Consider the following 26,376-nt stretch of genomic DNA (forward strand, 5'->3'; position numbering starts at 1 on the left):
AGACAGTGGTGTTCATCGTCGTCGGGCTGCTCGCGTTGTTCGTGGTCGTCGTCGTGGTCAAGGCGATCATGGTGGTGCCACAGGCCCAGTCGGCTGTGATCGAACGGCTGGGCCGGTTCCGGACGGTGGCTTCTCCCGGCCTGACGTTTCTGGTGCCCTTCCTGGACAAGGTGCGGGCGCGGATCGACCTCCGCGAGCAGGTCGTCTCGTTCCCGCCCCAGCCGGTGATCACCGAGGACAACCTGACGGTGTCCATCGACACGGTCGTGTACTTCCAGGTCACCGACTCGCGGGCGGCGGTCTACGAGATCTCGAACTACATCGTCGGTGTGGAGCAGCTGACCACCACGACGCTGCGAAACGTCGTCGGTGGCATGAGCCTCGAGCAGACGCTGACCTCGCGTGACTCGATCAACAGCCAGCTGCGTGGCGTCCTCGACGAGGCCACCGGCCGCTGGGGCATCCGCGTCGCGCGGGTCGAGCTCAAGGCGATCGACCCGCCGCCCTCCATCCAGGACTCGATGGAGAAGCAGATGCGCGCCGACCGTGAAAAGCGCGCGATGATCCTGACCGCCGAAGGTCAGCGTGAATCGGCGATCAAGACCGCGGAAGGCCAGAAGCAGAGCCAGATCCTCGCGGCCGAAGGCGCCAAGCAGGCCGCGATCCTGAGCGCGGAGGCCGAACGTCAGTCGCGGATCCTGCGGGCGCAGGGTGAACGTGCCGCCCGGTACCTGCAGGCGCAGGGCCAGGCGAAGGCCATCGAGAAGGTCTTCGCGGCGATCAAGGCCGGGCGCCCGACGCCCGAGGTCCTGGCGTACCAGTACCTGCAGACCCTGCCGCAGCTGGCGCAGGGTGACGCGAACAAGGTCTGGATGATCCCGAGCGACTACGGCAAGGCCCTCGAGGGCTTCGCCCGCGCGCTCGGCGCTCCCGGCGACGACGGCGTGTTCCGCTACGAGCCGCCGAAGGAAGACCCGGTCGAGAAGCCGGACCTGGAGGACGAAGAAATCCAGGGCTGGTTCGACACCTCCAGCGACCCGAAGGTCGCCGAGGCCGTCGCGGCCGCGGAGGCCGTGGCACGCAAGGAGGTTCCGGCGCTGGGTGTCGCGACGCCGCGGCAGGAGCCGCCCGCTCCGCGTCAGGTTCCCCAGGCCGCGCCGGCTCCCGAGCCGGAGGCCGCCCCGGAGCCCCCGCAGCAGCAGGCTCCGCCCTCGCAGTTGCCGCAGCCCCAGCCGCCCGCTCCGCAGGGAGGCGCGTACCAGGGTCCTCCGGGACAGGCGCCGGGTGGCGGCAGTGGTCCGTTCCCGCGGCAGAGTCCGTTCGGCGGACCGCAGGGTGGACCGCCGCCGCAGCGCTGAGTACAGAACCGAAAGAGGGCCGTCCCGTCCGGGGCGGCCCTCTTTCGTGACACCTGATGGTTGACTGCGGTCGTTCACGGGTCCAGGCCGTGAAGGGCCCCTTGCCTACCTTGAAAGTAGTGATGGTGGCCTTCACTACTTCCCCCAGTACGTGAAGGCCCCCTTTGAGACGTTGAACGTCCTCAAGGTGGCCTTCAGGACATCTGCGACAGGCTCCGTGACCGGGACCTCGTGAGTGGTAAAGACGGTTAGTGCCGAAGGGGTCTTAGGTACCTGCTGCTTGTGGCTGGAGTTGGTCGCAGGTCCGTGAAGGCCTCCTTGCCTACCCTGAAGGTAGGGAAGGAGGCCTTCACGGACTACGGCGATCGCCCTCCGAAGCCTCAGCGACACCCGCCAGCCCAGCAGTCACGGGCGGCGGCGCGTGAAGGACCCCTTCCCTCGGCTCAGCCGAGGAAACGCGACCTTCACACCTTTACCGGGTACATGAAGGCCCCCTTCCTTGCGCCAGGCGCAAGGAAGGGGGCCTTCATGTACCCGGGGGCGAGCCAGACCCGCAGTGGCGTAGTGGGTCGAGCCTCGTGAGTGGTAAGGACGGTTCTAACCGCCCTTACCGCTCACGAGGATTCGTGGCGTTCGGCGGCGTTCCACAGGATGGCGATGGGGGTCCCGCCGGGTTTCTCCCGTCCGGCGAACTCGTCGAGGAGCGCGTCGACCCTGCTGTTCAGTTCCGCCTGGTCTCCCGGGGCCAGCCGCAGGACGGCCCGGCGGGTGTGCTGCGGGATGGACGGATCGTTCTCGCTGATCTCCGCGCGGTGCGCGTCGAGGATGGCGAGGTCGACCTTGGCCGTGAGGTGACGATCGCCCTCCGGCTCGAGGTTGAGACGCCAGGTCTTCTTGGTCGCCCGGTAGGGATGTTCCCAGGCTCCCTTGGGCCCTCGCCGCGGCTCCTCGGCCTCGAGAAAACCGGTCGAAGTCAGTACTCGCAGCCTGCGCAGCAGCGTGGCGGGCGCGACGTCGAGGCGTTCGGCGAGTTGCTGGTTCGTCCAGGCCGTGTCCACGCACAACCGCAGGATGCGCCAGCTCAGCGGGTGGGAGAGCGCGCGCAGCTCTTCGGGCGTCGCGGCGGGGTGTTCGGCCATTGACAGCACTGTAATCGATTCGCATACTCGAAATCAATTTCACTCGATGAAATCGATGAGGAGTCGACGTGGACTCGGTCAAGGAATACGTGCGGCGGCACCGGCTGCGGCACGAGCGGGAGCTCGCCGACTGGATCGCGGTACCCAGCGTGAGCGCCACGGGCGAGGGCATGGATCAGGCCGCGCCGTACGCGCTGGAGCTGCTGGAACGCAGCGGGCTGGACGCGCGGATCGTCGACACCGGCGGCTGGCCGCTGGTCGTCGGGCACGCGGCGGGGCCACCGGACAGTCCGCACGTGGTGATCTACGGGCACTACGACGTCCAGCCTGCGGGGCCGCCGGAGGAGTGGCACAGTCCGCCGTTCGAGGCGAGCATCCGCGACGGCCGGATGTACGGACGGGGCACCGGCGACAACAAGGGACAGCACTTCGCCCAGCTCCTCGCGCTGCGGGCACTGCGCGACGTCGACGGGGGACTGCCGTGCTCGGTGACCGTCCTGCTCGACGGCGAGGAGGAGATCGGCAGCCCGAATCTGACCGCCACGCTCACGGCGATGCGCGAGGAGCTGTCCGCCGATCTCGCGGTGTGGAGCGACGGGCCGGTGCATGACAGCTACGAGCCGACGGTCGCGCTCGGCGTGCGCGGGGCCGTGGCCTTCGAGATCACCGTGCGCGGCGCGAACAGCGCGCTGCATTCCGGGAACTGGGGCAACGTCGCGCCGAATCCGGCCTGGGAGCTGACCTGGCTGCTGTCCACCATGCGCGCACCCGACGGCCGGGTGACCGTCGACGGCTACGACGCGGGCGTCACGCCCTTGACCGACGCCGAGCTCGACGCGCTGCGAGCACTGCCGATCGACCCCGCCGCGATGCTGGCGGGAGCGGGGCTGGACCGGATGGACGCCGGCCACGGCCAGGACATCAACGAACGGCTCGCGACGCCCACGTTCACCATCAACTCGCTGACCTGCAGGGACAACGACGAACACCGGACGGTCATCCCGTCGGTCGCGGTGGCGCGCTGCGATCTGAGGCTGGCCTGCGGGCAGCGATCGGAAACTGTCATCGACGCGCTCCGCGCTCACGTCGAGAAGCATCTGCCGCACGCCGAGCTGCGATTCGGGGCGATCATGGAGGCGTCCCGGACCCTGCCGGACGCGCCGTATGCCGATCTCGTGCTGCGGGGAGTGACCGAGGCGCACGGCAAGCGGGCCCTGGCCGTGCCGGCGCTGGGCGGGAGCCTGCCGATCGCGGCGCTCACCGACGGTCTGGCCCTGCCCTGTTACGGCATCGCCCTGGCGAACGTCGACGAGCGCAACCACGCGCCGAACGAGAACTTCGAACTAGAGCGGTTTCATCAGGGCATCGTGACCGCGGCCAGTGTCCTGTCCAGCATCGGCCGTCGATGAACGCGACGGTGCGGATCGTCGCGGCGGCCTCGACGGGGAACATGCTGGAATGGCTGAGCTTCACCGCTTACGCCTTGGTCGCCGACGTCGTCGCGCGGCAGTTCTTCCCGTCGGCCGACCCGGTGACGTCGTTGATGCTGGCGTTGGGGACGGCCGTGGCCGCCTACCTGGCCCGGCCGGTCGGTGCGGTGGTGCTGGGTGTCTACGCGGACCGGGCCGGACGGCTGGCGGCGTTGACCGTGGCCATCCGGCTGATGACCCTCGGCTCGCTCCTGATCGTGCTCTTGCCCGACTATCAGAAGATCGGCGTGTTCGCGCCGATCGGGATGCTGATCGCCCTGCTGATCCAAGGATTCTCCGCGGGCGGTGAGTTCGGTTCCGCCACCGCACTGCTCGTCGAGAGCCACGCTGGACGGCGAGGCTTCATGGGGAGCTGGCAGACCGCGAGCCAGGCGTTCGCGGTCCTGCTCGCGACGGGACTGCTCGCGACCACGAGCAGCTTCCTGAGTCCCGCGCAGTTCGACGCGTGGGGCTGGCGGATACCGTTCGTGGTCGCCCTGCTTCTCGGCCCGGCCGGCTACTACATCCGCACCCGGCTGCGGGACTCGCCCGAGTTCACCACCGCGCGTGCCACGGCCGACCCCGGTCCGGCCCGTCCGCTGGTCGACCTCTTCCGGAACGACAAGGCACGGGTGCTGCTGGTCATGGGCATGATCGCGGTATCGACGGGATTCTCCTACCTGATCACCTACATGCCGACGTTCGCCATCCGGCAGCTCGGCATGTCGCCCTCGACGAGCTTCACCGCGACGTTCGTGACCGGTGTCATCCTCACCGTGTTCACCCCCGTGGCCGGTCACCTCTCCGACCGGATCGGGAGAACCCGGATGCTCACCGCGGCCGCCGCCGTCATCGCGGTCATCAGCATCCCGTTGTTCCTGCTCATCCGCGCCGTACCGGAAATGGTCACGGTGGTGGTGGCCTTGGCGCTGATGGGCCTGGTCAAAGCCTGGTACGCGGGCCCTCTGCCCGCGTCCATGGCCGAGATGTTCCCGGTCGGCAACCGGGGGACCGGGCTGTCGATCAGCTACAACGTCGGCGTGATCCTTTTCGGTGGAGTCACCCCGCTGGCCATCACCCTGCTGATTTCGGCCACCGGCTCCACCCTCGCGCCCAGTTTCTGGATCACCGCGCTCGCCCTGCTCAGCGGTACCTGTGTGCTGCTCGCCCGGCGATACCGGAGCTGAAAAGGGGGCTTTCGCCGCATGTCACGCGGCGAAAGCCCCCTTCACCTCCTGAGGAAGTCGAGCGTCCGGTACTCGTCGACCACCGCGGCGAGTTCGGCGATGCGGGCCTGCCCGGCGTCGATGAGGCGCTGCCCGGCTGCCGACCACCGCTCGAGATCGGAGGACATCTGCGGGATCTCGGCCAGGATCTCCGCGCTTTCGGCGAGGCTGAGCCCGACCCGCTGGGCGGCGACCGCGAGCCGGATCCGGCAGACGGCGTCGATCGTGAACCGGCGTGCGTTGCCCGGGGTGCGCTCGGCGGTGATGACGCGGTAGCGCTCGTAGTAGCGGACGGCGTTGGCCGACACCCCGGCCCGGCTCGCGACGTCGCCGATGGTCAGCCGGGCGTCGATCGTGGTCTGAGTCGTCATACCGCGCTCCGTACCGTGGTCGGCTCCACGATCGAGGCGGGCCGGGTCTTCAACCTGACCACCAGGGCGATCACCATGACCGCGAGGACACCGACGAGGGTGACGCGGTACGCGGAGACGATCTCCGCGGTGAGCGTCGCGCCCGCCGCCGGGTCACTCAGCGCCGCCAGACCCCGCCCTCCCGTGGCCGTCGCGATCAACCCGGTGAACGTCGCGCTCACCGCCGCGGTGCCGACCGCGGTCGCGATGGTGGCGGCCAGGGGAAGGATCGCGGAACCGGACGCGAGGTCCGGGCCGTGCAGGTTCCGGCCGGCGCTCACGATGGTGGGCATCATGATCGCTCCGGTGCCCGCTCCCTGGAGCACTCCCAAGATCGCCAGTACCAGGTACGGCGTATCGGGCGTGAGGACGAGCACGGTCAGCCCGGTCCCGGCGATCGCCAGGCCCAGTCCGATCCCGACGACGATCCGCGGACCGAAGCGTTCCAGGACGCGGGCGGCGAGTTGGATGCTGAGGCCCATCCCGATCGTGCTCGGCACCATCATCAGCGCACTGACCATGGTCGAGTCGCCGCGCATGATCTGGATGTAGGCGGGCATCAGCAACATCGAGCCGAAGTACGGCGCGGCGTACAGGACGAGGACCGCGGCGTTGCGCCCGAACGTCCGGTCACGCAGCAGGCGGACGTTCAGCAGCGGCGCGTGATGGTGCCACGACCGGCGCACGAACACGGCCACGAGCGCCAGCCCGGCGAGGACGATCGCCGCGCGGAGCCCCGTCGCGACCGTCTCTTCGCTGAAGCCGTAAGCCACCGCGACGACGCCGGGGACGAGCAGCAGGCCACCCACGAGGTCGATCGGGACGCGTTCGGCCGACCGCGTTCCGGCGGGCACCCAGCGCAGCACACCCACGACGGCGAGCAGGGCGGGCGGCACGGTGATGAAGAACAGTGCCCGCCACGACAGGCTGTCCAGCAGGACGCCGCCGAGCAACGGGCCGAGGATCGGCCCGATCAGCAAGGGCAGCCCGGTGATCGTGGTCATCCGGCCCCGGCGTTCCGGCGCCACCGCGCCGAAACCGATGGTCATCCCCAAGGGATTGATCAGACCGCCGGCGAGGCCCTGCACCGTCCGCGCGGCGATCAGCCACCCCAGATCACCCGCCGCTCCGGCGGCCGCGGACGACGCCGCGAACACGAGCAGCGCCGCCAGATACACCCGGCGGGCTCCCCAGCGCCGGGCGAGGGTCGCCGCGAGCGGCATCGCCGCGACCATGCCGAGGGCGTAGGCGGTCGCGATCCACTGGATCGTCGTGAGCGACGCGGAGAAGGTCGTCATGAACTGGGGCAACGCGACGGCGACGATCGTGGTGTCGAGTACGGCCATCAGCCCGCCGAGCGCGATCACCGCCGCGATGCGCAGTTCTTGTCCGGTCAGCCGGTTCATGCCGCACTCGCCTGATTCGCGACGCGTCCGGCGCGCAGGGTGCGGGCCCACCAGCCGAGCTCGGTCATGGTCGCCGCCAGTGCGGCTCGCTCGCCCTCGGTGCTCTCGTAGCCGTCCGCACCGAACCGGGTCCACGGAGCGTTCAGCAGCACCGCGTCGCGCGTGGTGGTGGCCCGCAGCTCGGGGAAGATCAGCCGCAGCTGCTCGATGGCGCGGATACCGCCCGAACCGGCGCCGTAGCCGACGAACGCGACGGGTTTGTACGCCCATTCGGTGAAGTGCCAGTCGATCGCGTTCTTCAGCGCGGCGGGGAAACTGTGGTTGTACTCCGGGGTGACGATCAGGTACGCGTCGGCCGCGTGCAGCCTGCCGCTGATCACCGTGTCGGTGCCACCGGGCCGCGTTCCCTGCAGCGGGAGATCGACGTCGGCGAGGTCGATCGCGTCGACTTCCAGGCCTTCGATCGTCGCGAGTTCGGTCAGCAGCCAGCCCGTGATGGCGTCGGCGAACCGCTCGTGCCGGACGCTGCCGATGATCACGGCGAGGCGAAGTGGGGACTGTGCGGTGGTTTCTGTGCTCATGCCGAAGACGCTAAAAGCTCGTCCATAGGTGAACTCAAGCCGTTTGCGGCCCTGCTCACGATTCCTGGACCTCTATTAAGGTCGAGGTTGTACGGTGCGGCCATGGAGCGACCGGGATTCGATGTGCAGGGGTTCTTGGGCGAGCGCGAACGCCCGGCCAGCGTCGCGACGACAACCCGTCGCGGCACTCCCGCTTTGGCGATGATGTGGTTCGTGGCCGAGGAAAACCGGCTCTGGTTCCATACGCCTGAAGGCCGGCCGGCGCCGTTCCTCGACGCGGCCCGGCACCATCGTGAAGTCGCGGTCATGATCGCGACGTTCGCCCCGCCGGACGATGTCCGTCAGGTACGCGTGACCGGGCCCGCGAGACTCGAACCGAAGGATCTTCCCAGAATCCGGCGCATCTATGAGCGCTACATTCCGGAATGGACCGAGACCTGGGCGGCGCACGCGGCGTCCCCGGACGCACTCCTGTGGTCGATGGCGCCGGAACGCGGGATGGCCGTGGCGTATCCGGATTTGGGGAACACGCCGGCTTTCCGCTGGGCCGACGTGGCCGAGTATGCCCGGATCGCCACTTAGGATCAGCCGCCGAAGGCCGCTGCCGTCGCGTGGACGCGGAGGTCTTCGAGTTCGTCGATCTGGCGCCGGGCCCGGTCGATCAGGTCGTCCAGCCGTCCGCCGTCGAGCCGGGGATCGGCATCGGCGCGCACCCGCAGGGTCCGCCAGCCCGCCGCCTTGCCCTCGACGCCGAGGCGCATCAGTTCGAGTTCCTCGACCGCGCTCAACGGTGACCGCGAGACGAGTCGCCCGTTCGGCTTGAGCCGTCCCAGCTTTTCGCCTGCCCAGGCCGCCACGGTCTTGTAGCGGCGGACCGGGACCTCCAGAGCGGCCATGCAGGTCAACAGGGCGGCCCGGTCGTCAGCGACCTCTTCGGCGAGCCTGCTCAACACCGCTTCCCCGCGCTGTCCGCGCTCGGCGGCGGCGAGCCGCTTGGCGAGTTCCGTGCCCGCGGTCGCGCCTGCCAGATGGTCGTTGAGGTAGATACCGAGCAAGGCGGTATCGGGGAGAGTGTCGGCCATGTTCGAGGCGTACCCGGTGCTCACCGATTGACACGTAGGTAATCTCCTACGTATGGTCGCGTCATGAACATCACCCTCTACGTCGGGACCTGGCCGCGCTGATGCCGGTCAACGACGACGTCTTCGCCGCGCTCGCCAACCCCGCCCGCCGCGAGGTGCTGGGCATCCTCCTCGACGGTCCGCGCGCCGCGGGGGAGATCGCCGAACGCTTCGACATGCGGCGGCCGAGTCTGTCGGAGCACCTTCGGGTGCTGCGCGAAGCGGGGCTCGTCAGGGAAGAGCGAAAGGGGCGCAATCGCGTCTACTCGCTGGAAGCCGCTCCGTTGCAGGAAGTCTCCGACTGGCTTTCGCCGTACGAGCGGTACTGGCGCGGGAAGCTGGGCAACCTGCGTGACCTGCCGGACTAGGGAGTCCACCACTCACGACCCAGCCGCCGGACCGGCTCTCGACGCCGGGTCTAGGATCCCCGCTTGTGACGGACGAGAAACCGCTCCGAGCCGATGCCCGCCGTAACCGGACAAGGGTGTTGGAGGCTGCGGAGCGCGTCTTCACGGCCAAGGGCACCAGTGCGCCGACCGAAGAAGTCGCCCGCGAAGCAGGCGTCGGGGTCGGCACGGTTTTCCGGCACTTTCCGACGAAGGAAGCCCTGCTGGAAGCCGTTCTCTACGCGCGCCTTCACCGCTTCGTCGATGAAGCGGAAGCCACCGTGGCCGCGAACTCACCCGACCCGGGTGCGGCGTTCTTCGGCTTCCTGACCGGCTGGATCGAGATGGCCGACGCCAAGAACGCCTACTTCGAAGCCCTGTCCGCGGCCGGAATCAGCGTTCCGACGACGGGATCGGTCATCGGCGTCCGGCTCAAAGAGGCGCTCGGCGTGCTTCTCAGCCGCGCGCAGGACACCGGCGACGTCCGCAAGGATCTCGGCGTCGACGAACTGATCCCGGTCATCATCGGGACGGCGAAGGCAGCAGAGCACGCCGGGCCCCAGCTGCGGACCCGGACGATCTGCATTCTTTTCGACGGACTTCGGCCGCGTCAGGCGTAAGGATCCATCGTCGGCCGCTTGGGTGCGAGCTCGTCGCCTGAGGACTCGCCACGCAGCCTGCGCTTGATCCACGGAACGGCGTGCTCCTTGCCCCACTGGAGGTTCTCGGTGCGCCGAGCCTGCGGGCTCAGTAGCGGTCGCGGCCCCAGCTCTGCGGGCGTGAGCTTGTGCGGTTCGCCGAGCGCGTCCAGGACGGCGATGGCGACCTCGTTGTGCCCCAACGAGTTCAGGTGCAGACGGTCCGGTGCCCACAGGCGCCGATCGCGCAGCCGGCGCATCGCCCACATGTCCACGAGCAACGCCCCGTGCCGCGCGGCGATACCGCGGACGTGCTCGTTGTAGATCGCGACGCGGCCCCGGATCCGGCGGAACAGTGCGTCCTCGACCCCGTCGACACCGGTGAAGAGGACGACGCGCGCGCCGCTGTCGGCGATCTTGCCGACAGCGGCGTCGTAGTCGTCGAGGAGAGCGTCGATGTCGACCTTCGGCCGCATCAGGTCGTTGCCGCCCGCGTACAGCGTGACGAGGTCCGGGTTCAGCGCGAGCCCCTGGTCGAGCTGCTCCGTGAGGACCTGGCCGAGGAGCTTGCCTCGGATCGCGAGGTTCGCGTAGCGGAAGTCCTGGTAGTTGCCCGCGAGCTGGCCGGCGACGCGGTCGGCCCAGCCACGGACGCCGTTGGGCGACGACGGGTCCTCGTCGCCGACACCCTCGGTGAAGGAGTCACCCAGACAAACTAAGCGGTCGGTCATAAAACGATGTTACCGAAGCCGCCGGTCAGGGGAGTCGGCTGGGTTGACGGAGACGGTCACCCCTGTTCGGTCTTCTCCGGCACGGACGTGGCTCATTCTTCGGCGTCAGGCACGTTTTCCTTTCCTTCCGGCGTATAGAGCAAAAGGAACGCGAAAATCCCCGCGATTCCGGCGATGACGCAGACGTTGTCGGCGATATCGGTGCCGAACGCCGTCACGAGCTGCCCTGAGCCGACGATGATGCCGAGGGTTTGCCCTGCGACGACCACGCCGCCGCCGACGAGGAACGCGAACAGGCAGACGCGGGTCGCGGCCAGCAGGATCCGGTACACGGTGATCACGCTCCAGGCAGCCACAGCACGCCGACGGCCATGAGCACGCCGAACAGCAGTGTGGGCAACAGGTAGTAGAGGACGACCGGGACGAAGATCCGTACCGGGTTGATCTCAGCGATACCCGCCGCGACGTAGAGCGGTGCCGCGCCCGGCGGTGAGCATCCCTCCGACGACGCCCACACGAGGATGGCGGCGAAGGCGACGTGCGGAGGGATGCCGGCGGCGGTCAGCGCGGCGAACGCCACCGGGCCGACCGCGGCGACCGTGGACGTCGTGTTGAGCGGTCCCGCGACGAGCACGATGACGACGCCGACCACGATGGCCGCCACCAGCGGGGAGACTCCGGTGAGTCCTTCCAGGTAGGGCTTCAGCTGATCGTCGAGGCCGAGCGTCTTGAGCACGTTCGACGCGGCGAACGCGGAGATCATCGTGACCCCGACCAGGCCGAGCTTGGGCCCGACGGCCCCGAACAGATCCCACCACTGAGCCCGCCCCTTCGGCAGCAGCTTCCGCTCGACGAGCAGGCCGACCAGCAACATGACGATCGGCAGCCAGATGAGCAGCGGGATCGCGTCGGGAGCGTCGATGCCGATGCGGGCCGAGACGAAGTCCGCGGTCGGCGGGGCGGTGAGCAGGATCGGGACGGCGATCGAGCCGAGGACGACCAGCGACGGCCAGCCGACCTTGAACGACGCGCGCAGCGGATGGATGTCCTGCGGCTCCATCGCCTGGACGCCGCGGCGTTTGACGATCACGTAGGCCATGATCAGCCGCATCCCGACCATCCACGCGCCGGTGACGAAGATCGTCGCGACGATGTCGCCCGCGCCGAGCACCGGCATCACGGTCGGCGCGGCCAGAAGGATGAAGAACGCGCCGCTGAACGGGAAGGTGGCGCCGACACCGGCGTTCCCGGACAGCACGAGCGCCGCGGTCTCGCCGCTGGCCTTGGACCGCTTCATCCAGGGGATGGTGATCGACCCGACCGTGGCGACGATCGCTGCACCGTTGTGGGCGACCGCGCCGAACAGTCCGGAGGCGACGGTCGCCGCGTAGGCCGATCCACCCCGCCGTCGGCCGAGGAACGAGCTGAGGATGTCGACCATCCGCTGCACCAGCCCGGTCCTGGTGAGCAGTTCGCTGACGAAGACGAACGCCAGCGCGGCGAAGGTGATCTCGGATTTGAGCCCGTCGACCAGGCTTTCCCAGGCGACGGTGAAGAAGTCCGTGCCCGCGAACGCGGCGGTGACGAGAAAGCCGACCACCATCGCTTCGCCGATGTTGCGTTTGAAGACCGCGTTCCACACGACGATGGCGGCGATGAACGCGATCAGTGCCAGGATCGCGTTCATCCGCGGGTCCGGGGTGAGTGGCCGGTGACGAGGCCGGCGTCGCGGTAGGCGGTCTTCGCCTCCGGTCCGGAGAGGAACCGCAGCAGGTCCGCGGCTTCGGGCGGGGCCGAAGGGCCGAGCGCGGCGGAGAGTTCGCTGTAGTGCTGGGCTCCGTCGGGGAGCGGGCCGATGATCCGCGCCTGCGGGACGAACTTCAGTTCGCTGATCTGCTGGACGGCGAGGTCCGCGCGGCCGTCGGTGACGGCGAGGGCGGTGAAGCCCTTCTCGACGATGGTGGCTCGCGCGTTCACCTCGTCGGCGACGCCCAGGTCCTGGATCAGCCGGGCGAAGTGGATGCCGCTTGCGCCGCTGCGTGAGTAGGCGACGGATCGCGCCGAGGTGAGGGCAGTGCGGAGCGCGTCCACCGTGCCGATGTCGGGGCTGTCCAGTTCCGGTGCGGTGGCGATCCCGATCCCGCTCTTCGCCAGCACCACACGGGAATCGGGGGTGATCGCGCCCGCGGCCGCCAGTGCGGCGAAGGCGCTGGACACGGCGATCACGATGTCGGGCTGAGCGCCTTGAGCGATCTTCTCGACCAGGATGGTGGTGGGGTCGAACGTGACCTCGACTTCGACGGCGTGCTTCTTCGTGAACGCGTGCAGCAGCACGTCGTCGAGTGCCTTCTTGACGGAGAGGGCGCTGAACAGGGTGATCATGGGGTGTCCCTTCGAGCGGGTGGGGAGTGGAGGGCGTCGCGCCGGCGATCGGTCAGCGGACGGGTGGGGAGACCCCGCAGGAGCAGGAAGATCTCCGCGGTGTGCTCGAGTTCTTCGAGGGTGTCCAAGGCGGTGTCGAGGTTCGTCCCGGCGACCACCGGGCCGTGGTTGGCGAGCAGCAGCGCCGGATGGCCGACGGCGGCGCGGGCGATCGGCTCGCTGATGCCGGGGTCTCCGGGCGGGTGGTACGGGAGCAAAGGGAGACGGCCGACCCGCATCGCGAAGTACGCGGTCAGCGGTGGGATGACGTCGTCCGGGTCGAGGCCGTCCAGGCAGGAGACGGCGGCGGAATACGTCGAGTGGGTGTGCACGACCGCGCTGTCGGACGGGCGCTGCCGCAGCACGATCGCGTGGAAGAACGCTTCCTTCGACGGCGGTGGTCCGGCGAGGTGGTTTCCGTCTGCGTCGAGGAGCGACAGATCCCCTGGTCGCACGGTGCCGAGGCAGGCTCCGGTGGGTGTGACGAGGATCTGCTCGCCGTGGCGCACCGAAATGTTGCCCGTGCGGCCGTGGGTGAGCCCGCGGTCGTACAGCGACCGTGCCGCGGCGATGACGCGTTCGCGGTGGAGCCTGTCGCCGGTCATGAGGCGGACGCCGTCGCGAGGAGATCCGGATCGCCGAAGTTGCCCGACTTGAGCAACAAGGCGGGATGACGGTCGCCGACGGGGTGGATCCACGGCACACCCGGTGCGGCTTCCGCCCCGATGACCCCGCCGCGGACGTCGAGTGCGGTGACGATCGCGCCGGAGGTTTCACCGCCGGCGGCCACGAGACGGCGCACACCGCGTCCGGCGAGACCGAGGGCGATGAGCCCGGTCGCCTTCTCCAGTATCCCGGCCGACCGCTCGACGCCCAGTTCTTCTTGGGTGCGCTTGAGCTCCGCCGGACTCGACGACGAGTAGACGAGCGGTCCGGGTTCGGTCAAGGAGTCGTACCAGGCGAGTGCTTCCGCCGCGAGGGCGTCCGGATCCGGCGTCGCCACCGGGTCGAGCCGGTGTGCGGGACGGCCCAGCCGCAGCATGACGGCGACCTGTTCCAGCGTTCGCGCCGAGCAGCTTCCGGACAGCACCACGGCCGGCCCCGCCGGTGCGCGGGTCTCGGTCGGCAGGGGAGTGGCGGAAGCTCGCGCGGCGGCGAGCCCGGCCGCGAGGCCCGCCGCACCCGCGACGAGCGGCGCGCTCACCACGACCCGGCCCAGGAGACGGAGGTCGTCTTCGGTGAGCGCGTCGACGAGGACGTAGCCGCTCTTGCCGTAGATCGCTTCGCGCACGGCGGTTTCCCCGCGCCGGACGACGTCGTGCGTGACGAGGTCGACCGGTGTGGTGGTCTGCGCCCGCAGCAGCCGAGGCAGGTGGGAGTCCGTCATCGGGGTCGCGGGATGGTCGCGCATGGGCGATTCGGCCAGCAGGGTCTCGCCGACGAAGAGATGCCCCTGATACTGCGTGCGCCCGTGCTCCGGAGAACTCGGCGTCATCACGGCACCATCGGACGACAGCACCCGCGACAACGCGTCGAGGACCGGGCCGATGTTGCCGTGTGGCGTCGAGTCGAAAGTGGAGCAGTACTTGAAGTAGATCTGCTCCGCCTTCCGGTTTCGCAGCCACCGCAACGCTTCCAAGGACGACGAGACCGCGTCCTCGGCGGGGATCGCGCGGCTCTTGAGCGCGATCACGATCGCGTCGTGCGTCGGAAGTACCTCGGTTTCGGGCGGGACGCCGAAGAACAGCAGGGTGCGCAGGCCGCCACGGCGGAAGGCGACCGCGACGTCGGTCGCGCCGGTGAAGTCGTCGGCTATCGCGCCGAGAGTGCCGGTCATTTCCCGATCGCCGCCTTCAGTCTCGCCGCGGCGCTGCGGGGCCCGGACACGACAGGCACACCGAGTGCCGCGGCGAGTTCCTCCGCTGCCGGGGCGAGGGAGTACTGGGCGAGCAGGACGAGGTCCCAGCCGTCGCCCCGTGCCCGGCAGGTTTCGACGAGCTCGTCCGGCGCGAGCAGCCCGCCGACCTCGACGGTGATTCCCTTGTCGCGCGCCGCCTGCTCGAAACGCGCCGTTGAGTCGCTCAGTGCCGAGGCCAGCGAGGCGACCACGAGGATCCTGGTGTGACCGCTGGAAAGCGCTTCGTCGAAGGCCGCCTCGTCCGGGGCCAGGAGCGGGACCGGCGCGTCGACCTGCTTCGTGACTTCGCCGTAGAGCGAGCAGGTGAGCAGCACGCCGTCGGCGCCGCCGGCGACCGCGTAGTCGATGAGGCGGCGCATCCGGTCGTCCAGAGCGGGGGTGCGGCCGTCCTGGCCGACGTCGGCCAGGAGCCGGTCGTCGAGGATGTTCCAGGGCCGGGCCTGGGGGAATCCCGTCGCCAACGCACTGACGGCGGGCGGGATCGCGGCCGGGGTGGCGCTGATCAGCGCGATGCGCGGGTTCATCGGAGTTGCTCCTTGATCCAGGCCAGTCCCGCTTCGGTGGTGGTGGCGGGCCCGTATTCGCAGCCGATCCAGCCGTCGTAGCCCTCGGACTTCAAGGTGTCGAAGACGGCGGTCCAGGGAATGCCGCCGGTGCCGGGTTCGGCGCGTCCGGGCGAGTCGGCGATCTGCACGTGGGCGGTCCGGGGCAGGAACTCCCGCAGCGCCGCGACGACGTCTTTCTCGTCGATGGAGGCGTGGTAGACGTCGAAGAGCAGACTCACGTGGTCTTGGCCGATCGCGTCGGCCACCGCGGCCGCGTGTGCCTGGCCGTCGAGGACGAAGCCCGGCGCGTCCTGCTTGTTCTGCGCCTCCAGCAGCAGCCGGACGCCGCTGCCGCGCGCCCGATCCGCCGCCCACGCGATGTTCGCGACGTACTGCGCGAAGGCGCGGTCCCGGGAGACGCCGGCGGGCCGGATCCCCGCGGGCAGGTGCAGGAAGGAACTGCCCAGGGCCACCGCGTACTCCAGGCCGAGCTCCACTCCCGCGCGGAACTCGGCCGCGCGACCGGGAAGGCACGCGTAGCCGAGCCGCTCGGGGGAGCCGGGTTCACCGGTGGGGGAGTTGACGAGGATCTGGGACAGGCCCGCGTCGGTGAGGCGCCGGACGAGGGTGGCGGCGGGGAAGGGGTACGGCGAGGCGTACTCGACGGCGGTGAAGCCTGCCGCCGCTGCCGCGTCGAAGCGCTGTTCGAAGGGGAGTTCCGTGAACAGCCACTTGAGGTTGGCGTCCAGGCGAAGTCCGTTGTGGAGGATCATCGGCGGTATCCGGGATTGGCGAGGTTGCCGGGATCGCGGCCCTGGAGGACGTCGATCACCTGCTGGGCGGCCATCAGGCTGGACCGCGACCGGGCCTGTTCGGTCGCGGCTCCGATGTGCGCGGTGACCACGACGTTGTCGAGACCGCGCAGCCTGCTGTCGAGTGGCAAGGGCTCCTCCGTGAGCACGTCCAGCGCCGCGCCCGCCAGCGCGCCGTTCTCCAGCGCGTCGGCGAGGGCTTCCTCGTCGACCACCTCTCCGCGCGCCGTGTTGATCAGGAAAGCCCCGGGTTTGACCTTCCGCAGCGCGGACGCGTCGATCAGGTGACGGGTGGAGTCGTCGAGGAAGATGTGCAGGCTGAGGAAGTCGGCCTCGGCCAGAACTTCGTCGAAGGTGCGGGCTTCGACGCCGGTCTCCGCCAGGAAGTCTTGGTCGGGGTAAGGATCGTGGGCGACGACCCGCATCCCGAGCGACAGCGCCAGCCGCGCGACGGTCTTGCCGATCGAACCCAGTCCGATCAGGCCGAGCACCGCGCCGTCGAGTTCCCGCCCGCTGCGCTGCTCCCAGCGTCCGGCCTGGACGCTCGCGATGTTCTGCGGGATCAAGCGGGCGCAGTTGAGCATGAGCGCCAGGACGTGTTCGGCGACCGACCGGCGGTTGGCGCCGGGGGTGTAGGTGACGGCCACACCGGCGCGGGTCGCGGCGTCGAGGTCGATGTTGTCGTAGCCGACGCCGCAGCGGCCGAACACCTTCAGCCGGGTCGCGGCCTCGATGACGTCGGCGGTGAAGGCGTCGGTGCCCGCGACGATCCCGTCGGCGTCACGGACGAGGTCGGCCAGGGGAGTGCCGGTGGCCTCGCGCTGCGCTGGGGTGGTGAAGGCGGTGTCGAAACCCGCGTCCGAGAGCAGCTTGTCGACCTCGCCGCCGGGCTTCAGATACGAGGTCGTCACGAGTACGCGCATGGTCATCCGGTTCGTTTCTCCTGTTCGAAGCTGCCTGATGCAAATACTATAGGATTCGTGTCAATACTATAGCGATGCAAGATCAAGGCCTCCGGACGCGCGGGATATCGTGAGGCGACTAAGGAGGGACACATGGCTTCCCCGCGGAGGTCCGGACGGCAGCCGCTCGCCGACCGGATGTACGAGGTGCTGCTGGGTCAGTTCACCGACGGCCGATGGTCCGCGGGCGAGCCGGTCAACATCGGTGCGCTGTCACGGGAACTCGACGTCAGCCAGACTCCGCTCCGGGAGGCGCTGGCGCGGCTGGAGCACACCGGGCTCGTCCGCCGCGAGGCGCTCAAGGGCTACCGGGTCGCCCCGCTGCTCACCGAGTTCGAGCTGATCAAGCTGATGGACGCCCGTCTCGTCCTCGAGCCCGCCCTCGCCTACGAAGCCGCCCGCCGCACGACACCCGAGTTCCTGGGGGAGGTGCTGGAGAGCGTCGACGACCTCGCGCGTGCCGCGACCTCGCCGGACACCGCGGCCTTCAGCGCGTACTGGACGATCGACGAACGGTTCCACCTGCTCATCGCCGCACAGGCGGACAACCCGTTCCTGGAGAAGGCGTACCGGTCGCTCGGCGGCCAGGTCCAGCGGTTCCGGTTCTTCGCGAAGCTCGGTTCGGCCAGGGGAGCGCCCGGCCTGGCGGCGGAGGAGCACCGAGCCGTCTACGAGGCGTTGGTAGCGGGGGAGGCGGACGAAGCGGCCGCCCGGATGCGACGGCACATCGAGAACGCGAAGCAGCGCGTCCTGGAGGACCGAAGGTCGGTCGAGGTCGCCGAACTGCCGTCCAGTCACTGAATCTTCTAAGTGTATAACGCCCTATACGTCGAGGCGACGCTCAAAAACAGTCGTTAATACGCCCAGAAAAACCTGCACTGACCGTGAAGGCCTCCTTGCCTACTCTCAAGGTAGGCAAGGAGGCCTTCACGGACTTCAGTTGACGGGCTCGCCGAACCAGCGTGCGAGGTGGTCGTCCAGGTCCTGCTGGTGCTCACCGATCCAGGCGATGTGTCCGTCGGGGCGGAGCAGAACCGCCGGAACCTCCAGTGCCGCGGTGGGATCCGCGAGGTGATCGACCCGGTCCGACCAGCCGCCGACGGTCAGGCGTTCGGTGCGGTCGAGCAGTAGACCGCGGCCCCCGTGGAGCCGGTCGTACAGGCGGCCCTGCTTCACCTCGATGTCGCGCAGGCGGCGTCCGAGCAGATCGGGGCCCTCGCCGAAGTCGTAGCGGATGCCGATCGCGGTGATCTTCTCGATCAGATACCGGTTCACGTCGTCGAAGTCCATCAGTTCGGTGAGCAGCCTGCGCACGGCCTGCGGACCCGGTTCGGTGGACGACAGTGCGATCTGGGCGCGGGTGTTGTCCAGCACGTCTTCGGCGACCGGATGACGTTCGGTCTGGTAGGTGTCGAGCAGGGTCTCCGGCGCCCAGCCGCGGATCTGCGCGGCCAGTTTCCAGCCGAGGTTGAACGCGTCCTGAACCCCCAGGTTGAGGCCCTGACCGCCCGCGGGCGGGTGGATGTGCGCCGCGTCGCCCGCCAGGAGCACCCTCCCGACCCGATACTTCTCCACCAGCCGGGTGGCGTCGCCGAAGCGGGACAGCCAGCGTGGTGAGTGCACGCCGAAGTCGGTTCCGGCGATGGTGCGCAGCTCTCGTTTGAAATCGTCGAGGGTGGGCGGCTCCGCGCGATCCTCGCTGACTTCCGCGGCGGGGACGACGACGCGATAGATTCCTTCGCCGAAGGGGCCGAGGCTGAAAACCTTGCTGGTCTCACGGATTTCGGCCACCTTGGCCGCGATCTCCTCCTGCGGTACGCCGACGGCCATCTCGCCCATCAGCGTGTCGTTCCGCGAGGGCTCGCCGGGGAAGCCGACGCCGAGCAGTTTGCGCACTGTGCTGCGCCCGCCGTCACAGCCGACGAGGTACCGCGACCGCAGCCGCTCCCCGCCGGTCAGTTCGACGGTCACCCCGTCGTCGTCCTGCTTGAAACCGGTCAGGGCACAACCGCGCCGGACCTGTGCGCCGAGTCCGATCGCGTGTTCTTCGAGCAGGTGATCGACGACCGGCTGCGGGATGCCCAGCAGGTAGGCGTGCGCGGAATCCAGGCCCTCGGGCTCGGGTTTGCCGATGGCGGCGAAGAAACCGGCGGCCGGACGCCTTCTGCCGCGTTCGAGGAAGCGCTCGAGCAGTCCGCGCATGGCCATCAGTTCGAGGCTGCGAATGTGCAGGCCGACGATCCGGACGAACGACACGGGCTCGGTTTCCTTTTCGAGGACGAGTACCCGTACGTCGTGCAGCCGGAGTTCGGCGGCCAGCATCGCGCCGGTCGGCCCGCCTCCGGCGATGATCACGTCGAAGTCATCGGTCCCGGAGGCCGGTGACGGCTCGGGGGTGAACTGCTGAAGGTGCATAGGTGGTGCCTTTCGGGAGTGCCTGTTGTCGAGGCGCTCCCGGCGACACCTACGTCAATCGCCCGACCGTAACGCAAGAGGGAGCACCCACATCGATACTGCGTTCATGGGTCTCACCTCCTGGGGCGATGTCACGGTCGAGTGCAAGGTACAAGCCCGGGTTCGCTCCGTCCACTCCTTTTCGCCTGCCGCGTGACCATGGAATCTGCACTACGACGATAAAAATCGACGCAGTGTAGACTTTGTGCTCAGGAGATCGTTTCGAGTCCTCTGGAGGGGCGATGAGCAAGCAGAAGTGGCTGATCACCGGTGTCAGCACGGGCCTTGGGCGTGCCTTCGCTCAAGCCGCCTTGGCCGCCGGGCACACCGTCGTGGGAACGGTCCGGTCCCAGGAGGATCTGCGGACCTTCGAAGAGCTCGAGCCCGGGGCCGCTCACGGCCGCATCTTGGACGTGACCGACGACGGTGCCGTCTCGGCGGTGGTCGCCGAGGTCGAGCAGACCGTCGGTCCCTTGGACGTTGTCATCGCCAACGCCGGCTACGGCGTGGAGGGCACTTTCGAGGAAACCCCGCTGGCCGAAGTGCGTCGGCAGTTCGAGGTGAACGTGTTCGGAGTGGTGGCCACCCTGCAGGCGGCGCTGCCTCACATGCGCGAGCGCCGCCGCGGGCATCTGATGGCCGTCACCTCGATGGGCGGGCTGATGGCGGTGCCCGGCATGTCCGCCTACTGCGGCAGCAAGTTCGCGCTGGAAGGCATTCTCGAGGCGCTGGGCAAGGAGGTGGCGCAGTTCGGGATCCACGTGACGGCGATCGAGCCGGGTTCGTTCCGCACCGACTGGGCGGGGCGGTCGATGTCCCGCGCCACCCGGACGATCGACGAGTACGACGAGCTGTTCACCCCCATCCGTGAAGCGCGGCAGAAGGCCAGTGGCAACCAGTTGGGCGATCCGGCGAAGGCCGGGGAGGCCCTCGTGCACATCACGTCGCTCGAGCGGCCGCCGTCCCATCTGTTGCTGGGCTCGGACGCGCTGCGGCTGGTCACCGCCGCGCGTACGGCCGTGGACGAGGACATCCGGACGTGGGAGGCGCTCTCCCGGACGACCGACTTCGCCGAGGGCGCGCAGCTCTGATGTCCAGGCGCACCACCGAGCGCAAGGGCGATGTCCGGGAGCGGGCCATCCTGGACACCTGCGAAGTCCTGCTGGCGCACAAGGGCTATGACGCGATGACCGTCGGGGACATCGCCCAGGGGGCCGGGATAACCCGTGGCGCCTTGTACTTCTACTTCGGCTCCAAGCAGGAGGTGGTCACCGCGCTGGCGGCCCGGACCGTCGAGCATCTGTGGGAACGGTCCCGCGTCGCCGCGGAGGCCGACGAGCCCGTCCAGGCCATCGCGGCGGCCATGCGGCGCACGGTCGAGCTGTGGAACGAGCACGGTCTTGTCATGCGGACGGCGATCGACCTTTCGTTGACCGTGCCGGAGATCGGCGAGCTGTGGAGCCGGACGGCCGACTTGTTCAGCTCGGCCATCACCGCTGTGCTGGAACGGGCCGGTGTCCGGGCCGGCGCCGAACCGGACCAGGCGTCGGCGATGGCGCGTGCCTTGTGCTGGATGATCGAGCGGAGTTTCTATCACGCTTCGCAGGAGTCCCGTGAGAGCTTGCAGCGGGCGTCTTCGACCTGCGAGCACATCTGGATGGTCAGTGCCGGCCTGACAGCTTGAGGAAGAAGGCCCGGATGTCCTCGGCGAGCAGGTCCGGTACTTCCATCGCGGCGAAGTGGCCGCCGCGCTCGAGTTCCGACCAGTGCCTGATGTCGTAGAGCCGCTCGGCCAGTGGCCGTACCGATTGCGTGATGTCGTGCGGGAACACCGCCACGCCGAGCGGTACGGGGCAGGGCGCGTTCCCTCGCTGGGTTTCGTGGTGCAGCCGCGCGGAGGAGGCCGCGGTGGCGGTCAGCCAGTACAGCGAGATGTCGGTGAGCATCCGGTCGTCGCTGACGGGGGAGCGAGGGTCCGTCCACTGTGCGAAGCGCTCGGCGATCCAGGCGAGCTGGCCGACGGGTGAGTCGGTCAGGGCGTAGCCGATGGTCTGCGGGGTGGCGGCCTGCAATGCCTGGTACGGCGGGCGGTTCGCCATCAGGTGCTTGATCTTCTCCAGTCGCGCTTGGTCCACTTCGGACAGTTCGATGCCCGCGTCCGGATCCGGTCGGGTCGGCAGGTAGTTGACGTGGACCCCGACGACCTGTTCCGGTGCGACCGTGCCGAGCGCGATCGAGATTCCCGAGCCGAAGTCGCCGCCCTGCGCGCCGTAGCGCTCGTATCCGAGGCGGTGCATCAGTTCGGCCCAGGCGCGGGCGATCCGGACGAGGTCCCAGCCGCGTTCCCGGGTCGGTCCGGAGAAGCCGTAGCCCGGGATGGACGGGATCACCAGGTGGAAGTCGCGTGACAGTGGCTCGATGACGTCGAGGAACTCCAGGAACGAACCGGGCCAGCCGTGGGTGAGGATCAGCGCGAGCGCGTCCGGGTTCGCGGACCGGACGTGGACGAAGTGGATGTTCTGGCCTTCGATCTCGGTGGTGAAGTGCGGAAGCTCGTTGAGCTCGGCTTCGTGGGCGCGCCAGTCGTAGCCGGTGCGCCAGTGGTCGGCGAGTTCTCTGAGTCGTGGCAGCGGGAAGCCGTAGTCCCAGCTCGCGTCGGCGATCTCGTTGGGCCAGCGGGTGCGGGCCAGCCGGTCGTTGAGGTCGTCGAGGTCGGCTTGGGGGATGTCGATGCGGAAGGGCTTGATCATGTCTCGGCTCCATAATGTTCGGGCACCAAACGTTTAGGTGACAAACGATAGCGCAATCGTTCGGTCGCCCAACGATTCGTTAGACTCGTCACATGGAGAACCCTTCGGAAGGGCCGGACGGCGGCTGGAAGAGGCTGCCCAGCTGGCTGCTCACCCAGACCGCGAACCACGCGCATCGCCTGGTGACCGACGGATTCTCCGCCGTCAACGCCCGGGGCTACCACTACCGCGTGCTGGCGACGTTGGAGGAGTCCGGCCCCGCCAGTCAGGCGACGCTCGGCCGCCGGAGCGGGATCCACGTCAGTGAGATGGTCGCGACGATCAACGAGCTCGCCGAGCGTGAGCTGGTGGAACGCGCCCCGGATCCCGCCGACCGGCGGCGCAACGTCATCTCGCTGACCACCGCGGGCGAACAGCAGCTGCGGCTGTTGGAGAAGCAGCTGGCCGAGCGTCAGGACGAACTGCTGGCGCCGCTGTCGTCCGAGGAGCGAGCGCGGTTCACCGAGCTGCTGTCGAGGCTGTTGGATCACCACGACCGGCGAAGCGGCGAGGACTGGACCGGGTAGTGAGGGAGTCCTTCACGCGGCAGGTTTGTGGCCTTCACCACGCCTTCCGTGCTGCGAATCTTCGAGATCGAACGGCGAAATGACTTCACATTGTGGACACTCTGATCGTGCTCCGAGAAGTCGACGACCTTGATCAGCCCGCCGTTCCCGAAACGGCGCCCCGGCAGGGGCGCCCGGCGCGTGCGTTCGACAGAGTTCTCGACAGACTGGCCCGGTCGCCCTACCCGAAGGCGATCCTGCTGTATCTCGTGATCCGCACGGCCAGCGTCCAGTTGCTCGACCTGTTGGCTGACCGGCGTGGTGCGTCGCTGACCGATCGGCTGACCGCGTGGGACGGGCAGTGGTATCTGCGCCTGGCGGTGCACGGGTACGCCGATCTCCCGGGGACGCTGGACGCGGCGAGGCAGCCGTATTCGGACGCGCCGATGGCGTTCTTCCCGCTGTATCCGAAGTTGGTCGAGGCGGTGATGTGGCTCGGGCCCGACGTCATCACCGCGGCGCTGACGGTCTCGGTGCTGGCCGGTCTGGTGCTGGCGTGCGGGTTGATCCGCATCGGACGGGCGGTGTCGCCGGAACGCGGCGACCGGACCGGGTTGCTGCTGGTGGCGTTGTGGGCCGGGGCGCCGATGGCGATCGTGTTCTCGATGGCCTACACGGAGGCGGTGTTCTGCGCCTTCGCGGTGTGGGCGCTGGTGGGAGTGCTGGAACGGCGATGGGTGCTGGCCGGGTTGTGCGCCTTCGCGGCCGGGCTGTCGAGGTCGACGGCGGTGGTGCTGGTCGCGGTGGTCGTCGTCGCGGCGTTGATCGCGGTCTTCCGGCGGGCCGAGGAGCGGCGGTGGGCGCTGGCGGGTGCGGTGATCGCGCCGCTGGGAGTGGTGGGGTACCTGGGGTTCGTCGCCTACCGGACGGGTAGCTGGACCGGTTGGCAGGACATCGAACTGCGGGGCTGGAACACCGAGTTCGATTTCGGGGTGGAGACCGCGGAGTCGGTGCTGGCCCGGTTGACCGGGGACGAGTCGGTGTTCAGCACGCTGACGGTGTTGTTCCTGCTGGGCGCGGTGGCGCTGGCAGTGGTGGCGGCGTGCATCCGGGTGCCGTGGCCGTTGACGCTGTACGGCGCCGGGGTGCTGATGCTGGCGATCGGGACGCGGGGGCTGCCGGACGCGAAGATCCGGTTCATCCTGCCCGCGTTCCCGGTGCTGATCCCGATCGCGATCGGGTTGGCGAAGCGGCGGACGGTCACGGCTGTCGCGGCCGCGGCGGCGTGGGTGGTTCTGGGGGCCTGGTTCTCGGCGCACGCTTTGACGGCGTGGCGGTACGCGATCTAGGCGCCTAGCTCGCTTGCCGGGTGCGGTGGTCGGCGACGTGGACCCTGGTGGCGCAGCGGGTCGAGCAGAACCGGCGGCGTCCGTTACGGGAGACGTCGACGTAGACCGTTTCGCAGCCTTCGCGCGAGCAGACGCCGAAGCGGTCCGGGGCGTCGCAGACGAGGTGCGCGAGCCCACCCGCGGTGTAGGCCCGGACCCGGGAGACGGTGCCGGCGTGCGCGTCGACGTAGTGCAGGTGGGGTGCTTTGCCGTCGTGGGTCGAGATGTACGGCTTGGACGCGGAATCGTGCAGCAGCCTGTTGACCAGGTCGACCCGCGCGTCCGGATCCGCTTCGAAGACGTTCCGTAGCCTGGTGGTCCAGGCGATGATCTCGGTCGATTCGGGTTCCCGGACGGCGGGGACGGTCATGCGGTCTTTGAAGATCGCGGTCAGCGTGGCCGGGCCGGCGGCGTCGCCCAGGTTGACCAGGTCCGCGGCGATCTGCGCGGCCGCCCCACCGTAAGGGTTGAAGTGCATTGACCCATTACAGCACGATCGGGGCATGGAATCGAACCTGTGCCCGCGGTGTGGGTGGCCGCTGACGGAACTGCCCGGAAGCGCGACGAAGTCCCAGCGGGTCTCCCAAGGGAGGCTCGAGTACGTCCGATGCCTGTGCGGGAGCTGGCTGGCGCGGGTCGACGGTGTCGTGATCGGGGCGACGAAGTCCCAGCTGGGACAGGCTCAGCTTTGACGGTGGCGTGCGTCGGCGAGTAGTTGCGCGAGCGCGTGCACGGGGGAGGTCTCCAGCTTGTGCCGGTGGGCGTCGTAGCGGTCGCGGGTGGTGCGGATGTCGGCGTGGCCCAGCAGGTCCTGGACCTTCTGGACCGGGACGTCGTTGGCCAGCAGCAGGGTTCCGGTGGTCCGCCGCGCCGTGTGCGGGGAGATGGTGTTCGCTTCGGTGAGTCCGGCTGCCTTGGCCTGTGCCCGTAGGAGGAACCAGACATCGCGTTGCGCCAACGGTTTTCCGCCGGTTTTGGTGCTGTCGTAGCGATGAGGCATGGTCGCGAGCAGCGGTCCGGTCAGTTCGTCGGGGCGGACCCCGGTGCGGGCCGCTCTCAGGTCGAGGTAGCGGCGCAGCGGGTGCAGGGCGGCGGGGACGAGCGGGACGAAGTCTCGGTGGCCGCCTTTGGCTGTGTAGCGCAGGATCGTGTGCCCGGCGTCGGTGTCGAGGTCGCGCACGGTGGCGGTGGTCAGGCCGGAGACGCGCAGGCCGGTGTAGAACAGGATCGCGACGACGGCGGCGTCGCGCCAGGACGCTTCGGTGTCGTTGGCGCGGGCGCGGTTCTCCATGTGGTTCAGCAGTTTCGCCGTCGACTCGCCGCCGAGCGCGGGCAGCGGCGGGGTCTTGCCGGTCTTGGGCCGGTTGACCGCGGAGACCGGGTTGCGGTCGGCGATGTCGTTGGACTGCAGATACCGGTACCAGCTGGAGATGCCGGCGAGGGTGCGCGCGACGGTGGAGTCGGCGGCGGGCCGGGGCAGGCCGTCCCTGCCGGTGACGGTGAGGGTGTTCTTCCAGGCGTCGACGTCGGCGCGCCGGGCCGTCAGCGGGTCGAGTCCCGTGCGGTCGCACCAGCCGAGCCAGGCGGCGAGGTCGGCGTAGTAGGCGCGGCGGGTGTGGTCGGTCTTGTCGGTTTCCAGCCAGAGCGTGGTGATGTGCCGGATGGCGTACCGGTCGAGCGGGTCGGCCGGGGGGAGCGCGGGCAGCAACGCGACGGCTTCGGCGAGGACCTGTCGCCGGTTCTCGGCCTTGGTCTCCGGCAGTTTCGGGGCTGCGGGCACGAGTTCGGCGGACATCACGATCATCCTAACGCAACGCGGCCCGTCACGACGGTGAAACTCGGCTCGTCCGGTCCTCGTCTTGTTCCGCTATTGACAAGTTCGTAATGGGCCCCATATTTTTCTGCTCGTCACGTTGATGACGCACTGGGGATTGGGGGTTGACACAATGAAGGCTGTTCGTTTCTTCACGTGTTCGATGCTGCGTAGCATGCGCAGCAAGGAATCGGGCTGGGTGATCTACTACATGGATTACTGATCCTGAAGTGTTTTCCGGTTGCGGCGGCGATCTCGGGATCGCCGCCGCAACCGTCGCGTTCTGGGGGAATTGTGCACACA

Annotated in this window: 30 protein-coding genes; 12 read left to right on the top strand and 18 right to left on the bottom strand. The window is 68.9% G+C overall.

The features are described from left to right. Positions 1–5 precede the first annotated feature (5 nt). Positions 6–1,358 carry an SPFH domain-containing protein gene (locus tag BKN51_RS12165; protein WP_174720540.1) on the top strand — a complete coding sequence of 451 codons (1,353 nt, stop codon included), beginning with the start codon at positions 6–8 and terminating at the stop codon, positions 1,356–1,358. Positions 1,359–1,972: 614 nt separating this feature from the next. On the opposite strand, the gene BKN51_RS12170 is transcribed toward BKN51_RS12165, so the two are convergent. Then, complete coding sequence (locus BKN51_RS12170; protein WP_101607747.1) at positions 1,973–2,497, bottom strand: winged helix-turn-helix domain-containing protein; 525 nt, start codon at positions 2,495–2,497, stop codon at positions 1,973–1,975. A 68-nt stretch (positions 2,498–2,565) separates the two neighbouring features. Here BKN51_RS12170 and BKN51_RS12175 point away from each other — a divergent pair, with 68 nt between their 5' ends. Together BKN51_RS12175 and BKN51_RS12180 are read left to right on the top strand one after the other, a co-directional pair. Further along, positions 2,566–3,906 (top strand): M20/M25/M40 family metallo-hydrolase, encoded by a 1,341-nt coding sequence (locus BKN51_RS12175; protein ID WP_101607748.1) that lies wholly within the window; start codon positions 2,566–2,568, stop codon positions 3,904–3,906. Then, a complete protein-coding gene (locus tag BKN51_RS12180; protein ID WP_101607749.1) occupies positions 3,903–5,153 on the top strand; it encodes an MFS transporter in 1,251 nt (416 codons plus the stop codon). The genes BKN51_RS12175 and BKN51_RS12180 overlap by 4 nt, the downstream gene beginning before the upstream one ends. A gap of 41 nt (positions 5,154–5,194) precedes the next feature. On the opposite strand, the gene BKN51_RS12185 is transcribed toward BKN51_RS12180, so the two are convergent. The 3 genes from BKN51_RS12185 to BKN51_RS12195 are packed head-to-tail and all read right to left on the bottom strand — an operon-like array spanning position 5,195 to position 7,589. Further along, entirely contained in the window at positions 5,195–5,563 is a 369-nt protein-coding gene (locus BKN51_RS12185) for a MerR family transcriptional regulator (RefSeq protein WP_101607750.1), read from the bottom strand. After that, entirely contained in the window at positions 5,560–7,008 is a 1,449-nt protein-coding gene (locus tag BKN51_RS12190; protein WP_101607751.1) for a DHA2 family efflux MFS transporter permease subunit, read from the bottom strand. Before BKN51_RS12190 ends, BKN51_RS12185 begins: the two co-directional genes overlap by 4 nt. Continuing rightward, the gene (locus tag BKN51_RS12195) at positions 7,005–7,589 is read right to left on the bottom strand and encodes an NADPH-dependent FMN reductase (RefSeq protein ID WP_101607752.1); all 585 of its coding nucleotides are present in this window, start codon (positions 7,587–7,589) and stop codon (positions 7,005–7,007) included. Before BKN51_RS12195 ends, BKN51_RS12190 begins: the two co-directional genes overlap by 4 nt. Before the next feature lie 135 nt (positions 7,590–7,724). Between BKN51_RS12195 and BKN51_RS12200 the strand changes: the two genes are divergently transcribed. Beyond that, complete coding sequence (locus BKN51_RS12200) at positions 7,725–8,171, top strand: pyridoxamine 5'-phosphate oxidase family protein (RefSeq protein ID WP_236781100.1); 447 nt, start codon at positions 7,725–7,727, stop codon at positions 8,169–8,171. 2 nt (positions 8,172–8,173) lie between these two features. On the opposite strand, the gene BKN51_RS12205 is transcribed toward BKN51_RS12200, so the two are convergent. Further along, on the bottom strand, positions 8,174–8,671 hold the full coding sequence (locus tag BKN51_RS12205) for a hypothetical protein (RefSeq protein WP_101613185.1): 498 nt from the start codon (positions 8,669–8,671) through the stop codon (positions 8,174–8,176). Positions 8,672–8,772: 101 nt separating this feature from the next. Here BKN51_RS12205 and BKN51_RS12210 point away from each other — a divergent pair, with 101 nt between their 5' ends. Both BKN51_RS12210 and BKN51_RS12215 read left to right on the top strand, forming a co-directional pair. After that, positions 8,773–9,078 carry a metalloregulator ArsR/SmtB family transcription factor gene (locus BKN51_RS12210; RefSeq protein ID WP_101607754.1) on the top strand — a complete coding sequence of 102 codons (306 nt, stop codon included), beginning with the start codon at positions 8,773–8,775 and terminating at the stop codon, positions 9,076–9,078. A 65-nt stretch (positions 9,079–9,143) separates the two neighbouring features. Next, complete coding sequence (locus BKN51_RS12215; RefSeq protein ID WP_101607755.1) at positions 9,144–9,716, top strand: TetR/AcrR family transcriptional regulator; 573 nt, start codon at positions 9,144–9,146, stop codon at positions 9,714–9,716. On the opposite strand, the gene BKN51_RS12220 is transcribed toward BKN51_RS12215, so the two are convergent. The 9 genes from BKN51_RS12220 to BKN51_RS12260 all read right to left on the bottom strand — a co-directional run bounded on the left by BKN51_RS12220 (position 9,707) and on the right by BKN51_RS12260 (position 17,090). Next, complete coding sequence (locus BKN51_RS12220; RefSeq protein WP_101607756.1) at positions 9,707–10,465, bottom strand: SGNH/GDSL hydrolase family protein; 759 nt, start codon at positions 10,463–10,465, stop codon at positions 9,707–9,709. The two genes, BKN51_RS12215 and BKN51_RS12220, sit on opposite strands and share 10 nt — an antisense overlap. 92 nt (positions 10,466–10,557) lie before the next feature. Beyond that, on the bottom strand, positions 10,558–10,797 hold the full coding sequence (locus BKN51_RS12225; protein WP_101613186.1) for a hypothetical protein: 240 nt from the start codon (positions 10,795–10,797) through the stop codon (positions 10,558–10,560). Between the two features lie 5 nt (positions 10,798–10,802). Next, positions 10,803–12,152 carry an SLC13 family permease gene (locus BKN51_RS12230; protein WP_101607757.1) on the bottom strand — a complete coding sequence of 450 codons (1,350 nt, stop codon included), beginning with the start codon at positions 12,150–12,152 and terminating at the stop codon, positions 10,803–10,805. After that, entirely contained in the window at positions 12,149–12,847 is a 699-nt protein-coding gene (locus BKN51_RS12235; RefSeq protein ID WP_101607758.1) for a molybdate ABC transporter substrate-binding protein, read from the bottom strand. The genes BKN51_RS12230 and BKN51_RS12235 overlap by 4 nt, the downstream gene beginning before the upstream one ends. Beyond that, positions 12,844–13,491 carry a 3-oxo-tetronate 4-phosphate decarboxylase gene (gene otnC / locus BKN51_RS12240; RefSeq protein ID WP_101607759.1) on the bottom strand — a complete coding sequence of 216 codons (648 nt, stop codon included), beginning with the start codon at positions 13,489–13,491 and terminating at the stop codon, positions 12,844–12,846. The genes BKN51_RS12235 and otnC overlap by 4 nt, the downstream gene beginning before the upstream one ends. After that, positions 13,488–14,723 (bottom strand): 3-oxo-tetronate kinase, encoded by a 1,236-nt coding sequence (gene otnK / locus BKN51_RS12245; RefSeq protein WP_101607760.1) that lies wholly within the window; start codon positions 14,721–14,723, stop codon positions 13,488–13,490. The genes otnC and otnK overlap by 4 nt, the downstream gene beginning before the upstream one ends. Continuing rightward, entirely contained in the window at positions 14,720–15,328 is a 609-nt protein-coding gene (locus BKN51_RS12250; protein WP_101607761.1) for a hypothetical protein, read from the bottom strand. Before BKN51_RS12250 ends, otnK begins: the two co-directional genes overlap by 4 nt. Continuing rightward, positions 15,325–16,122 carry a hydroxypyruvate isomerase family protein gene (locus BKN51_RS12255; protein ID WP_101607762.1) on the bottom strand — a complete coding sequence of 266 codons (798 nt, stop codon included), beginning with the start codon at positions 16,120–16,122 and terminating at the stop codon, positions 15,325–15,327. Before BKN51_RS12255 ends, BKN51_RS12250 begins: the two co-directional genes overlap by 4 nt. Continuing rightward, positions 16,119–17,090, bottom strand: coding sequence for a phosphoglycerate dehydrogenase (locus BKN51_RS12260; protein ID WP_101607763.1), 972 nt, complete (start codon positions 17,088–17,090; stop codon positions 16,119–16,121). The genes BKN51_RS12255 and BKN51_RS12260 overlap by 4 nt, the downstream gene beginning before the upstream one ends. 126 nt (positions 17,091–17,216) lie before the next feature. On the opposite strand from BKN51_RS12260, the gene BKN51_RS12265 reads away from it, so the two are divergent. Then, positions 17,217–17,924, top strand: a complete 708-nt coding sequence (locus BKN51_RS12265) for a GntR family transcriptional regulator (RefSeq protein WP_101607764.1) — start codon at positions 17,217–17,219, stop codon at positions 17,922–17,924. Positions 17,925–18,059: 135 nt separating this feature from the next. On the opposite strand, the gene rox is transcribed toward BKN51_RS12265, so the two are convergent. Continuing rightward, positions 18,060–19,538 carry a rifampin monooxygenase gene (gene rox / locus BKN51_RS12270; RefSeq protein WP_101607765.1) on the bottom strand — a complete coding sequence of 493 codons (1,479 nt, stop codon included), beginning with the start codon at positions 19,536–19,538 and terminating at the stop codon, positions 18,060–18,062. A 281-nt stretch (positions 19,539–19,819) separates the two neighbouring features. Here rox and BKN51_RS12275 point away from each other — a divergent pair, with 281 nt between their 5' ends. Both BKN51_RS12275 and BKN51_RS12280 read left to right on the top strand, forming a co-directional pair. Further along, positions 19,820–20,668, top strand: a complete 849-nt coding sequence (locus tag BKN51_RS12275; protein ID WP_101607766.1) for an oxidoreductase — start codon at positions 19,820–19,822, stop codon at positions 20,666–20,668. Beyond that, complete coding sequence (locus tag BKN51_RS12280; protein WP_101607767.1) at positions 20,668–21,261, top strand: TetR/AcrR family transcriptional regulator; 594 nt, start codon at positions 20,668–20,670, stop codon at positions 21,259–21,261. Before BKN51_RS12275 ends, BKN51_RS12280 begins: the two co-directional genes overlap by 1 nt. Here BKN51_RS12280 and BKN51_RS12285 read toward each other — a convergent pair. After that, complete coding sequence (locus BKN51_RS12285) at positions 21,239–22,327, bottom strand: epoxide hydrolase family protein (RefSeq protein WP_101607768.1); 1,089 nt, start codon at positions 22,325–22,327, stop codon at positions 21,239–21,241. The two genes, BKN51_RS12280 and BKN51_RS12285, sit on opposite strands and share 23 nt — an antisense overlap. A gap of 92 nt (positions 22,328–22,419) precedes the next feature. Between BKN51_RS12285 and BKN51_RS12290 the strand changes: the two genes are divergently transcribed. Both BKN51_RS12290 and BKN51_RS12295 read left to right on the top strand, forming a co-directional pair. After that, a complete protein-coding gene (locus BKN51_RS12290; RefSeq protein ID WP_101607769.1) occupies positions 22,420–22,893 on the top strand; it encodes a MarR family winged helix-turn-helix transcriptional regulator in 474 nt (157 codons plus the stop codon). A gap of 107 nt (positions 22,894–23,000) precedes the next feature. Continuing rightward, positions 23,001–24,221, top strand: coding sequence for a hypothetical protein (locus BKN51_RS12295; protein ID WP_233223336.1), 1,221 nt, complete (start codon positions 23,001–23,003; stop codon positions 24,219–24,221). Positions 24,222–24,225: 4 nt separating this feature from the next. Here BKN51_RS12295 and BKN51_RS12300 read toward each other — a convergent pair whose 3' ends face one another. After that, complete coding sequence (locus BKN51_RS12300; protein ID WP_101607771.1) at positions 24,226–24,738, bottom strand: CGNR zinc finger domain-containing protein; 513 nt, start codon at positions 24,736–24,738, stop codon at positions 24,226–24,228. A gap of 25 nt (positions 24,739–24,763) precedes the next feature. Here BKN51_RS12300 and BKN51_RS12305 point away from each other — a divergent pair, with 25 nt between their 5' ends. Beyond that, a complete protein-coding gene (locus tag BKN51_RS12305; protein ID WP_101607772.1) occupies positions 24,764–24,952 on the top strand; it encodes a hypothetical protein in 189 nt (62 codons plus the stop codon). Here BKN51_RS12305 and BKN51_RS12310 read toward each other — a convergent pair. Then, positions 24,943–26,055 carry a tyrosine-type recombinase/integrase gene (locus BKN51_RS12310; protein WP_102906611.1) on the bottom strand — a complete coding sequence of 371 codons (1,113 nt, stop codon included), beginning with the start codon at positions 26,053–26,055 and terminating at the stop codon, positions 24,943–24,945. The two genes, BKN51_RS12305 and BKN51_RS12310, sit on opposite strands and share 10 nt — an antisense overlap. Positions 26,056–26,376: the final 321 nt, after the last annotated feature.

The sequence above is a fragment of the Amycolatopsis sp. BJA-103 genome (genome assembly GCF_002849735.1).
Classification (GTDB): domain Bacteria; phylum Actinomycetota; class Actinomycetes; order Mycobacteriales; family Pseudonocardiaceae; genus Amycolatopsis.